This window comes from Paenibacillus sp. BR1-192, assembly GCF_029542445.1.
GTDB lineage: Bacteria > Bacillota > Bacilli > Paenibacillales > Paenibacillaceae > Paenibacillus_AQ > Paenibacillus_AQ lautus_A.
In genome coordinates this window covers 3,167,229-3,179,913 of the sequence record NZ_CP120718.1, presented here as the reverse complement: position 1 = coordinate 3,179,913, position 12,685 = coordinate 3,167,229, and the positions used below count along the sequence as shown (strand labels likewise).

At 48.2% G+C, this 12,685-nt stretch carries 11 protein-coding genes; 2 read left to right on the top strand and 9 right to left on the bottom strand.

Annotation, left to right across the window (positions count from 1 at the left end):
- Positions 1-8: 8 nt before the first annotated feature.
- Positions 9-422 (bottom strand): YugN-like family protein, encoded by a 414-nt coding sequence (locus P0X86_RS14265; protein ID WP_009592953.1) that lies wholly within the window; start codon positions 420-422, stop codon positions 9-11.
- A gap of 485 nt (positions 423-907) precedes the next feature.
- Here P0X86_RS14265 and P0X86_RS14260 point away from each other — a divergent pair, with 485 nt between their 5' ends.
- A complete protein-coding gene (locus P0X86_RS14260) occupies positions 908-2,704 on the top strand; it encodes a hypothetical protein (protein ID WP_192572159.1) in 1,797 nt (598 codons plus the stop codon).
- Positions 2,705-2,791: 87 nt separating this feature from the next.
- On the opposite strand, the gene P0X86_RS14255 is transcribed toward P0X86_RS14260, so the two are convergent.
- The 8 genes from P0X86_RS14255 to P0X86_RS14220 form a co-directional block, all read right to left on the bottom strand.
- Positions 2,792-3,250 carry a hypothetical protein gene (locus P0X86_RS14255; RefSeq protein ID WP_192572160.1) on the bottom strand — a complete coding sequence of 153 codons (459 nt, stop codon included), beginning with the start codon at positions 3,248-3,250 and terminating at the stop codon, positions 2,792-2,794.
- A gap of 202 nt (positions 3,251-3,452) precedes the next feature.
- Positions 3,453-3,803, bottom strand: a complete 351-nt coding sequence (locus P0X86_RS14250; RefSeq protein WP_096775550.1) for a DUF2512 family protein — start codon at positions 3,801-3,803, stop codon at positions 3,453-3,455.
- A gap of 146 nt (positions 3,804-3,949) precedes the next feature.
- Positions 3,950-5,371 (bottom strand): sensor histidine kinase, encoded by a 1,422-nt coding sequence (locus tag P0X86_RS14245; protein WP_277748753.1) that lies wholly within the window; start codon positions 5,369-5,371, stop codon positions 3,950-3,952.
- Positions 5,372-5,374: 3 nt separating this feature from the next.
- The gene (locus P0X86_RS14240; RefSeq protein WP_277748752.1) at positions 5,375-6,082 is read right to left on the bottom strand and encodes a response regulator transcription factor; all 708 of its coding nucleotides are present in this window, start codon (positions 6,080-6,082) and stop codon (positions 5,375-5,377) included.
- 94 nt (positions 6,083-6,176) lie between these two features.
- Positions 6,177-8,384 carry a M1 family metallopeptidase gene (locus P0X86_RS14235; protein WP_277748751.1) on the bottom strand — a complete coding sequence of 736 codons (2,208 nt, stop codon included), beginning with the start codon at positions 8,382-8,384 and terminating at the stop codon, positions 6,177-6,179.
- A gap of 24 nt (positions 8,385-8,408) precedes the next feature.
- Entirely contained in the window at positions 8,409-8,774 is a 366-nt protein-coding gene (locus P0X86_RS14230; protein WP_277748750.1) for a YxeA family protein, read from the bottom strand.
- A gap of 25 nt (positions 8,775-8,799) precedes the next feature.
- Positions 8,800-10,734: an FtsX-like permease family protein gene (locus P0X86_RS14225; RefSeq protein ID WP_277748749.1), complete on the bottom strand. Its 1,935-nt coding sequence runs from the start codon at positions 10,732-10,734 to the stop codon at positions 8,800-8,802.
- Positions 10,721-11,488, bottom strand: coding sequence for an ABC transporter ATP-binding protein (locus P0X86_RS14220; protein ID WP_277748748.1), 768 nt, complete (start codon positions 11,486-11,488; stop codon positions 10,721-10,723). Before P0X86_RS14220 ends, P0X86_RS14225 begins: the two co-directional genes overlap by 14 nt.
- A gap of 153 nt (positions 11,489-11,641) precedes the next feature.
- Between P0X86_RS14220 and glsA the strand changes: the two genes are divergently transcribed.
- Entirely contained in the window at positions 11,642-12,583 is a 942-nt protein-coding gene (glsA, locus tag P0X86_RS14215; protein WP_192572165.1) for a glutaminase A, read from the top strand.
- Positions 12,584-12,685 lie beyond the last annotated feature (102 nt).

Genomic DNA, 12,685 nt, shown 5'->3' with positions numbered 1-12,685 from the left:
TCTTAATGTTAATGCAAATACCCCGTCTCCACCTCGTCCAAGACTTTTCTCGCTTGTTCAACCCACATATCGTCCACCGAGGCGTCAGGGTCGATCGGCGACTGGAATTGATCGAAGAGAGCTCCCAATAAACGTGGTCTCGCATGCTTATCGGTCCCCTTATTATATATATGCCTGAAGACAAATGGTCGGCCAAGCTTGATCGTTGCATGGCATCCGCCGCATTCGCCATCCAAGCTGCCCTTGGTTACGTGAAAGGGAATGCGAAGCCACACCATCCGCTCCTGATCCAATCTCCTATCCAAATAGCCATGCTTGTAATCCCAATTGCTGGCTAACGTAAAATCGTGTTTGCATAGATAAGTATCGATGTTTACGAAACGATCCTCCATATTCTCCAGTCGCGATTCCAAATTAATCATGTTAACGCCCACCTTCACATTTTAGTTCTAGGATGGACGTGAACTCCCGCCTTTATACGGTTCGCTGCTGCTTGCGGTATCCTGATGACCGATTGTGTTCGGGTGCTGAAGTCGCTTATGCTTGCCCACTGTCTTAAATTACTAGTCATGATGACATAGCTCTCCCATTCTGGATCGCAGTTATTAAATATAATGCTGACCTTTCCCAAAACAGTGACACTGGACCAACCAAGCGCCAAAAACGCAACTTTCTTCCTGAGCTGTTAGCCTTATTCTTGTTAATATTCATATAATTTATGTCATTTAGTTATATTATTCCATTTTGTATCTAGTTCCTTTTATACCGATCACCCGTTCGATTGATTGGTGACTATAATGTCCTGTAAGAACTTGGGCTCATCTTTTTTTGAACTATCAATGCTATAATAACCCCGTTTACTAAACAGAGAATACGTGGAGTTCTCGCAGAGAAACGGAGGGAAAACATGAAAGTGAAAGGTTACCAGAAGCTTGCTAGCCTCTTGGTTGTTATGCTTCTGGTGGGGCTGCATACCCCGGCTTACGGCGAAAATAATTCAAAAAAAGCGACTTGGATATGGCAGACGGACCTGATACGGGATGGCGGCGAAGAGCTGCTTGATTTTTCCCGCGAAGAAGGCATTAATCTGATCTACTTGCAGATCGATCGTCAGCTGTCGTCGGAGATATACGAGGCGTTTATAGAGCGTGCGCATGAGGACCAAATCGCGGTCCATGCCTTGGGCGGAGACCCTAGATGGGCGCTCACCGAACATCTCGATGACATGCTCGGTCTCGCTGATTGGGTAATCGACTATAACGGCAAGGTTGCGGCAGGTGCCCGATTCGACGGGATTCATCTGGATGTAGAACCGTATGTGCTTGCCAAGTGGCAAACTGAACAGGACCAAATCATCACCACCTGGGAACAAAATCTTAAGGCGTTCCTGAGCCTAGCTTCCGGAAAGGGACTCGAGCTTGGGATCGATATTCCTTTCTGGTTTGACCAATACGCCTTGGCGGATGGAACCGGACTTAATGAATGGCTGATCGGTGCGTTTGACCATGTTACCGTCATGGCTTACCGGAATGAAGTGGAATCCGAGCATGGGATTCTGGACTTGACGCGGGCTGAGCTTGAGCTTGCCGACAGGCTTGGGAAACAGATTCTGATCGGAGTTAATACCAAAGAGATGCCAGGCGAGTCTTATACCACCTTTTATGGACACGGGAAGGACAAGTTGAATCAGAAATTGGATCATCTCTCCAGTGCGCTCGGTTCTTATCCATCCTTTGCCGGTGTCGCAATCCACGATATTCGCAACTGGCAAAGCATGTCTGCTGATGAGATCGTTCCCCCTGGAAGCACGGATCCCGTTTCCCCGTCACCGGCCCCGGAGCCGAATCCAGAACCAGAACCCGGTGAAGGCGATCGCGTGCCGGATGCGGATCCGGTGACGAGGGATCCTATGGTAAGAGGCACTTATATATGGGAAGCCCATGAAGTCGTTCAAAACAGTCAGGAAATTCTTGATTTTGCCAAAGAGAAGAAATTGAACTGGCTATATGTACGCCTTGATCTGGAACAGCCGTACAGCTCGTACTCGTCGTTTGTTAAACAAGCGGCTGCGGCAGGAATCGAGGTTCATGCCATGGGCGGACATCCGATATGGGCCCTTGAGGAGAACCGGCCGAGAATGATGCGGCTCGTCAATTATGTGAAGAGCTACAATCGCGCCGTTGAAGGCGATGAGCGTTTCCACGGCATTCACCTGGACATTGAGCCCTACGTGCTGCCGGCATGGAAAGAGGATTCGCAGCAGGTTATTTCAGAATGGACCGCGAATCTGGATGCATTCGTTACGGAATTGAAAAAGGATTCTTCATTGGAAGCCAGCATGGATATGGCCGTGTGGCTGGATAAATATAAAGTCACCGGCGAAGACATGTCGCTCAGCAAGTGGATGATCAATCGAATGGACCATGTTTCCCTCATGGCCTTCCGGGATGTAGCGGAGGGATCCAACGGCATCGTCGGGGTTTCCAAGGAAGAGATTGCATTTGCCGATGAGCTGGGCAAGCCCATCAAGATATCGGTAGAGATCAAAGCCAGTCATGAAGGCGATCATATCACCTTCCACGAAGAAGGTGCCGCCTATATGGAGGAAGAGCTTGCCAAGCTGCCTGCTTTATTAAAGGATTCACCTTCCTTTACCGGCAGCGTCGTGCATGCTTATGCGTATTGGAAAAGCGCGAAGCCGTAAAATGTAAGAAAGAACATAACCCCATTGCTCATAAAGGAGCGATGGGGTTATTTCATTGACGTTTCAGCCGGTGTGACTTGACTCTCTTCATTGCATCGTATATTTTGCTTGTACGGATGGTAGTATCGTGGCCATCTGGATCATCAAACCAAGCATGGCATATACCAGATGTATGAAGGAAACGGAATCCAGGATATACACCTGAACCATAATCCAGATGATTAACTCAAAACCCGAATATAAAGAAAAGGTCCAGGACCAATGCTTTTCTTTGAAAATATTGAATCTTTGAGCTGCGTCCCACTCCCACTTTAGAATTAGTCCGGAAGCCGTGATCAGAGGCAGGATGCCAAACACGCAGAATAAAAGAATGCCTGGAATTAAATAATCAGGAAAGAAAGAGTCCTGCAATAATGAGCTGGGCATCCCAATGAGTTCACCACTAGGATCCGTTATAAGCATCGTTCCCCCTGCCAACGCGCCGATCGCCAAGAATGCTTGAAGGCCAATCAATGCATGGGATCGCTTCCCTTTGATATTGACCATCTCCTAACAGCCTCAATTCTCTTTAAGATTCGAAGGTCGCCTACATCGAATCTATTCCCTCTTCTCTAAGTAAGAAATAATATTTGTCACAACGCCACGGCAGCTGGTCCAAGACTCAGAGAATAAAAAAAGCCTGATTACTCAGGCTAAAGTGATATTGCTTATAGAAGCGCAAGTCCGTGATTCATTACGCAATGCGCAGTTACGAGGCTCGCTGTTTTTTGTTAAGAAGATGCTCGCCCCTGATCCAGCTATGAAAGAAATACTCAAATGCCCCCGCAAGTACTGCCAGCAGCAGAATCTCCGAGAAATCAATGGTCCAGTTGGCAGCGGCGCCGATGATCCACAGCATGACAAATACCAAGCCGGCATCCGCTATCGTGGCGATCATATTGCTGGTGCGAGGCAGAATATATAAATCCCCTACCAAGTAAGCAATGATGGCGATCCCCACTGCCGTCAATAGGGCACCGATGAACGAAGCATCGGTTAGGGAAACCAACAGAGCCGTTATCATAACCCCATGCACCAATAACTTAACAAGCAGTTTCATAATGATACACTCCTTTTTACGGTAGTGTATCCAGCTTGCGCTATGATTACTCCGGGTTATTCCCGGCCGTGAGGGATTTGACGAGCCGCGGGAAACCTTGGCCATCGTCCGCATAACGACCCAATCTGGAAGGATAGCCTTTGTCTCTACGCTAGGCGAAGCTTGATTTCCGCTATCGTGCCTTGGCCAACCTCGCTGCGAACCTTAATCTCCCCGCCATGGGCGATGACGATATCACGTGTAATAGCCATGCCAAGCCCCGATCCCTTATGGAGCTCTCCCGTATTCGTCCCCCGGAAATAACGGTCGAAGATTCTTCCGAGTTCTTCCTCCTTAATGCCTTTCCCATTGTCCTCCACCCGAATAAGAATATGATCCTCGTTCTTCTCGACTTGAACCTTGATCGCAACATCCTCGCGGTTATGAACGATTGCATTGAAAATCAAGTTGCTGATCGCCCTGCGGATCAGGATATCGTCGACCTCGACTTGAATGGCTTCATGGCTGCTACCAAATTCAATGTCCCGATTGGAATAACCTGGATTGTTCAAGGTATCGATCACGGCATTTCGGACCAGACTAACAATGTTTATATGCTTCTTATTCAGCATCAGCTCTTTGTTCCTCAAGCGGGTCGACAGATTCAAATCCTCAATCACGTCCCGCAAATAGATGGATTTACGTTCAATGATCCCGGCATAATCCCTTATTTCGTCTTGCGAGAACTGGTACTCCGTATCCTTCAACATTTCGGCATAGCCTTGAATCGAAGCCAGGGGCGTTTTGATGTCATGCGAGATATTGCCGATCCACTCTTCCCTCATCGCATCCAATTTTTTTCTTTCCTTCTCGCTTGCTTGCAGCTCTTGGGATAGAAGATTGATGTTGGCAAACACATCCTTGTACACCCCTTTAGGCTGGTGATAGATGTGATAATTACGGTTCGCCAGCCGCTTAATGCTGTCGATCAGCATAAACATGGGTTTGGTCAGCCGCTTGCTGAAGATATATGCGATACATAAGGCGATGAATCCGTCAACGATGATGAGGATCAAGCTAAAGATCTTGAACGTTTGTACAAAATTTCGAGTGTCGATCGTGAGCACTTGCCGCTCCAAGTATGGAGAAGTGAAGCCAACCAAGTAACTGAAACGATGATCGGAGTATGTTTTCTCGCCGATAAAGACGGTTGATAGCACGTCCTTCTCGATGTACTTATAAATTTGCACCATATCAATCGGAGTGTATTTCGTTTTCGCTCCTTCAGGAGCCCGATAACGGTAAATTTCCCTGCCATCCTCATCCAAAACCTGAAGCCAGGCCTCATTCTGCTTCAGAATGTCCTTGCCCTTCTCGCTCACGGAAGCACCGGATTCCGAAATCACGATATGCTCCCTGAAGGATCGGGAAATCGCCTCTGCCGAGGTTTGCCTGCCGGCGGTCAGGAAATCCTCATTCATCGATTGCACAACAAACAAGCCGATGACAACGATGATATTCATAATAATCACGATGACGACAATAAGCACGACGGAGACCAGATACCTGCCGGTAAGCTTCCACCTCATGCCTTATTCTTCCTCTACGGCTAGCTTATACCCAAGGCCTTTTACCGTCAGCAGATAACGCGGATTCGAAGGATCCTCCTCGATTTTCTCCCGCAGTCTTCGGATATGCACCATCACGGTATTATCGAAACCGAAAAATTCCTCGCCCCACACCTGATCATATAAACTTTCCTTGCTCATGATTTGGCCCGGGTGCTTGAGCATCAGCGTCAGCAATCCAAGCTCCTTCGGTTTCAGCGGAATGACCTTACCGTTCTTCTTCAGTTCGATCTTTTCCTCATCTAATTCAAATGGTCCTACTTGAACAAGACGATTCGGCTTTTCCTCTTGCTGAGGCATTTCCGGTCTGCGAAATCGGGCTTTTATCCGGTACGCCACTTCTTTGGGGCTGAATGGCTTCGTAATGTAATCGTCACCGCCGATGGCAAAACCCAGGATTTTATCAATCTCCTCTGCCTTGGCCGACAAGAAGAATATCGGGACATTGGAGATGCTGCGGATTTTCTTGCACACCTCGTAGCCTTCTCCGTCGGGAAGCATGATATCCAGGATAACGATATCGGGCTGACGCTGCTGAAATTCAATCCATGCTTCCTCTGCCGTAGCTGCGGTGTACACCTGATCGATCCCCTCTTTGATCAGCACGGTTTGAAGCAGCCTGACAATATCGGCTTCATCATCAACCACTAGTACTCTTTGATCAAACGCCATTTGATTCCCCCCTTGCTATAACAACCATCTTTCCCACTTGGCAAGCTGCTATTCAATTACGCCAGCCTGCTTGAACTCGTAATGATATCGGCACTTATTCCGCCGAGAAAAACTTCGACAATGGATTCTCCACTTGTTTATCTAACAACACCTTCCCCGTCTTGTCCAACACATAGTACTGATAATAAGCGCTCGTGAATCCGAGTGATTCTTGCATTTTTGCCATGTACGTCTCCATGGCCTCGTCTGTTATATGATCACCATTCCAGAAATAGTGCAGCAATAAGCGATTTTGATTAAATGGATGCTTGATCACGTACGCTCCGGAAGCACTCGGTTGATTCATGGTATCCTTCCAGGCAAAGCCCATTTTGTTGGCCCGATCGACGATACCGGATTTCAGGGCTTGGATCACCCCGTTCGTTTTACCGTTGCCGATCACGATCAGGTTGTTGGTCCCCAGTTCCTTTTTCATTTTCTTTTTCAATACCTGGCGATCCCGAATGACCTCGTATTTCACTCCGCTGATATCCAGAAGCATCGAGAGCTGGTTTACCATGGCTTCTTGCTGTTTGCGCGTTCGCCTGCTTGCTTGATCGCTCAGGACGATCGATAACGGCTCTCCCTGAAGGGCCTTATCCATGATACGGCTCATCGTTTCGTAGGGCAAATCTGGAATTTGGGTTAAGGCCGATTGATACAGCAATTGAAACTGGTCATGCATATAGGCGGTTTTCTCTTCCTCTGTCAGCTGGTATTCTGGCTTTAGCACAAAACCCGGTTGATATAGCGCGGCGGCCATTTCGTTTCGCGCCTCATTTCCGAGCACGTCGTCTATCGTTTGGAGCAGCCCCTCAATCGTAGCATTTTTGTAGACATAGCGTTTGAAATATTCCCTCATCATGCGGTCAAACTTCTCTTCGCCCACGGAACGATACAATTGGTAGATCGCTTGGCGGCCTTTATCGTAATATACCGGACTAGCCATATCCCCCACCTCGTCATTGTTTGACGCTATAGCAAGTTCCAGCGAGGAATCGTCAACTTGAATGGATCTAAAGCCATTCAGCTTATCCCCCTGCTTCTCGGCAAAATACACCTTGGAAAAATCGGCGAAACCTTCATCGAGGAAAGACTCCGTCTCCGAATCGTTCCCGATCAGCGCGTGAAACCATTGATGAGCGATTTCATGAACGAATACCGTATCCTGCGCCGGATCAGCCTGCCCCTGAACTTGCCCCATTTGAATGACACGCGAATATTCGATAGCCACGCCCTCTACATATGACTCCACGATGCGAAAATCTGGATAAGGATATGCGCCGTATTTATCACCAAAGAATTGAATGGCCTTAAATGCTTGATCAATATACCGGTCTATGATCTGTTTCTTTCCCGGTTCGTTATCAAAATAAAAATATTCGATCGTCAACCCGTCACGCGTAACGCTGTCCACCTTGAAATTGGGACTGGCAAAGAATACGAATTCCCTTGTATTATTGGCAACAGCCGAAACGACTTTGCGGCCGGGTTTCACGTCATTCCGTGTCGTTATCGTGCCTGGCATCGCCACTTGATAAGCATCAGGAACATTGATATCTACTTCATAATCCGCGGAAGTATAATAATCGGTCTCGAACGTTGAACTGTAAGGGGTAGTATTCCATTGATGCTTATCCTCGTCATAGACCGACATGACCGGAAACCAGTGAGCGCCATTCACAATATCCCGGTAATACGATAAGCGCTGTGAGCCATACGGAATCTTCAAAGAAAAATCCATATATACCGTGATCGATCCGCCAGGCGGCAAGGGCTGCCTCAATTGAACGGTCAAAGCCTGTTCTTTATCGCTGAAATCAAGAGCTTGACCGCTGGAGGTCACATTCTCGATATCAATGCCGCCAAGAAAATCCTCCGGTTGTTTATCCGGATGGTTCTTGCTGATTTCTTCGTTTGATCGTTTAAACATGGACGTCTGCGTTGATGCCGAGCGGTTGGCGTTGGCATATGTATGGAACGCCAGCTCACTCAGCGTATCTTGGCTGGTGTTTCGATACGTGATCCTGCTGCTTCCCTGCATGGTCATATCCTTCTCATTCAGCCTAGCCTGAATATCGTAATGAATCGGTGCTTGCGCTTCAATATCCGCGGCGATTGGCGCAATCGTTGAAGCTGGCGCAGCTTTCGCCGCCGCACTTCCCGGTCCGATGACCGGGCCCGCCGCCAAAGTCAATGCGAGCGAGCCGATGATCGTTTTTTTGGTCAAATTCGCCGTTCTACTTCTCAATGAATTCATCATGTGATCCCCCTTAGATACGATCCCTTATTTCCCTAAAGCATCAAGCTTCAGCTTGGCTGGTCCCGGCAGCTCGCTGGCCTGTACCTCTTGATAGGAGCTGACGCTTGTTTTTTTAACATAGACACGCAAGTAAGCTTCCTTACGCAGCTCTTTATGCGCTGTAAAGGTTAACGTCTTTGCCGCTCCCTCTTTATCAAAGCCCTCCAAATTGTATTCATAGTAGACGTATTTTTCTCCATTATCAGACTTATCTTCTACTCGCGTCCCTTCTTGAACTTGCACAAAATATTGATCCGTACCGAGACGGTTCATGTTCACGTTCTGAATGAAGATGATGAATCCGATTAGGAGGACGGCTAAAACGCCGCCGAAGATCATTGTTTTTTTCATGGTTACTCTCCTTTTCTTGATAAACCTATTTGTTTTTCGTTACGATTCTATAGTAGGCATTCACGGTGACTACATAGTAGATGAGATAGATGCAAGTATATACGCCCATAGAGATCACGACCGGTATCACCAGATTCATGTTTAGAAGCCTGGACAAGGCTATCAATGCTACCGAGCAGTGGGCAATGCCGGCGATGAGCGGCAGCGCAAAGATAAACAAAACCTGGTGGGCGATGGTTTTTCTGACCTCGCGTTTGTTCACGCCGATTTTACTTAATATCCGGTACCTTGCCTTATCCGAGTTCGCTTCGGTTAATTGCTTGAAGTATATGATGCTGCCGGTCGCCGTGAGGAACACGAGCCCCAGGAATCCTCCCATAAATATCAACAGGCCCGACGATTCCATTCCTCTTGCATAATCCTGATAATAACTGGCGAATCCCGCGCTTTCCGGCAGGACGCCCTCAATTTCCTCCGTTAACTGCTTTGCTTGGTCCTGATTCGATATGCCGTATGCTTCCAGGCTAAAAGATTTATTTGTCTCCTTCTCCAATTTCGCAAATAACTCATCGCTTAAGACGATGGTGGAGTACACCGTCCCCATGTTCAGCACATTGAATTTCTTCAATTCCTTAAAGGTGATATCATGCTCCTGGTTGTTCTGCATAAGCTTCACCTTCGAGCCCACATACGCCGGCGATATGCCTTCGTAATAAACCGGGTCCAGAACAGCAGCCTCATCGCCCTTTAATTCCATGGCTTCCTTGCGGCCCTGCAGCTTCGCCAGCTCGTTAAAATCCTGATTGGATATGGCGCTGTAGGTCTGCTTGTCATACGAGAATGCCGCATCAAGTCCGCTGACATCGGCATCCACTTCAAGGACAGGCACGGTTGCATGGTACAACAGCCCATGGTCCGATGAGGAGGCGATCAGCTCGTCGATTCGTTCGGTTGTCACGTCATCGCCGCTAATAAACGTCATGCTGTTCGGGTTTGCTAGCGAGGCATTGGCTGCATTGCTGTAATAAAAGCTGTAAGCCGTTCCGACGGCGGTAAGCGTCGTTGCGCTTAGCACCGCAATGATGGTTAACGTACGAGCATTGCCTTTGATGCGATATAGAAGCTGGGAGATGCTGATGATGTTCATCCCGTTCCAAAATCTGTTCTTGTTATTCCTGGATAATTTCAACAAGGTTACGGTCAGGGTGCTGAACAGCAGATACGTGCCGATAATCACCGTTATGAGGATGACGAGCGGCGTCAGCATGAATCCCATCGCTGCCCATACCTTGGATTGCAGCAAATTCTGCAGGGCCAGCCAGTAACCGACGCCAACGAACACCAGCGACAATATGGCGGTAATCCATGAAGCCTTGGGTTCCTGTTCTCCCTCCTGATCCGCATGAAACAATTCAATCAATTTGAACCGGTAGATCAATCGGTAACCCTGCAACGACGTAATAAGCGTTATGATCATGAACACGATGGTGGTGTTGATGATGGCCTCGGGGGATATCGAAAAGCTCGTTATCGCGTCGTAACCCATCACCTTCATTAACAGGGAAACAAAAAATCTGGCGAGCACGGATCCGAGAGTTATCCCAGCCAGCAAAGCCAGCACGCCCATCAGAAAGTTTTCATAAAATAACATCAGCCCGATCTGTTTCTTCCTAACGCCAAGCAGCGAATACAGTCCGACTTCTTTCTTGCGTTTGCGGGTAAAGAACGAGTTGGAATACCAGATGAAAACAGCCACGAAGATGATCAGCACGACGGCGGCAGCGCTAAAGGCCGAACTGATTTTGGTCGACCCCTCCGCAGCGGACTGTATCGCCGTATCATATTTCAATGAAACAAAAGTGAAGTAAATGACGATACTAAAAATCATCGAGGCGAAATACAAAAAGTAATTCGCGAGATTTTTGCGGATGTTTTTTCTGGCAATGCTAAACAGTGTCATCGTGTTCACCCCCAAGCGCGGCCAGCACTTCGAGTATTTGATCAAAAAATACCTTGCGCAATTGCTCTTCTCGATGGAGCTCCTGGTACAGCCGGCCGTCTTTTATGAAAATGACGCGTTTGCAGAAGCTTGCCGCATAGGCATCGTGAGTGACCATCAGGATGGTGGAATGATGAAACTCATTCAGTTTCTTTAAACTTTGCAGCAGGCTGGCCGCCGACTTGGAATCCAGCGCCCCTGTCGGCTCGTCCGCCAGGATCAGGCTAGGATGGGCAACGATGGCGCGCGATGCTGCGGTGCGCTGCTTCTGGCCCCCCGAGATGTGATAAGGATATTTGCCTAAGATATCGCGAATGCCGAACGTGTCGGCGATTTCGTTAACCCGCTTCTCAATCTCCGCGGCAGACACCTTGGACAATGCCAGCGGCAGTACAATATTTTCTTTGACGGTCAGGGTATCCAGCAGGTTGTAGTCCTGAAATATGAATCCAAGCTGATTCCGGCGAAAATCGGATAACTGCTCCTCGTTCATCGACAGGATATGTTGTCCGGCAATGGTAATATCGCCTGCCGTCGGTGTATCGATCGTCGAGAAGATATTCAGCAGCGTGGATTTGCCCGCCCCGGAGGGTCCCATAATGCCGACAAACTCGCCTTCCTGAATCTCAAGATTGATATCTTGCAATGCCGTATATGAATTTCCTTGGATACCGAATATTTTTTCTACATGTTTTGCCTGTAATATGGTTGTCATATGGCTTCTCCTTCAAGTCGTCGTTTGTTAAGCACAGATGTAATTATAGAAGGCGAACCTTACACGATTTTTATACGAACCTTACATAAAGCTTAACAAAACAGCAGTGACGACTCGGACTCATCAATATGTATCCATGGAGGGGTATAAACGATGACATCTCCCGACCTCGAAGCCATCCGGCAGCGGCTGCCGGACTGGCTGAAAGCAAGCTCGCCATGCTCAGACAGAGGTAAAGTCGCCTCTTACATTCCCGAACTGTCCAAAGCTCCACATGATGCCTTGGGCATTACCCTTCTAAGCGCTCAGGGAGAATCCGTCACAGCCGGGGACTGCGGGCTTCGTTTTACGATGCAAAGCATATCCAAAGTATTCACGCTGATCCTGGCACTGATGGACAATGGAGAGGAAACCGTTTTTGGCAAGGTTGGCATGGAGCCGACCGGAGACAACTTCAATTCCATGCTGAAGCTGGAGCTGGTTCGGCCCGGCATTCCCTTCAATCCGATGATTAATGCAGGCGCGATTACCGTTTCTTCCTTGATTAACGGAAGCAGCCCGTACGAGAAGTCAAGTAGAATTCTTCAGTTTCTTAAAGAGCTATCCGGGAACGTCAACTTGGATTATGATATGGGCGTTTACCGCTCGGAATCGGATACCGGAAATTTAAATCGTTCCATAGCGTTCTTTTTGAAAGAAAACGGGGTTCTCAGCGGAGATGTTGAAGAGGTGTTGGAGGTATACTTCAGGCACTGCTCCATTGTTGTGGATTGTGCCGATTTAGCCCGGATGGGCTTGGTCCTGGCCTGCAGCGGTTTGGATCCGCTAACCGGCAAAACGCTCATTCCTCGCAGGTATGTTCAAATCGCCAAGACGTTCATGACGACATGCGGGATGTACAACGCGTCGGGCGAATTTGCCATTCAGGTAGGATTGCCGGCCAAAAGCGGCGTTTCAGGAGGCATCTTAACATTAGTACCGGGACGTTACGGCATCGGCGTGGTAGGCCCGGCACTGAATGATAAAGGGAACAGTTATGCCGGCGTGCATCTCCTGCAAACCTTGTCCCGGGAGATGGACTGGAGTATGTTCTAAGTAAAAATCCCCCTGAAGCAAGAGCATATGCTTAAGGGGGATTGATTCGCAGCCTTTTTCTCAAAAATAATAACGACAACATTCCTGCCATCTTCGTATGAA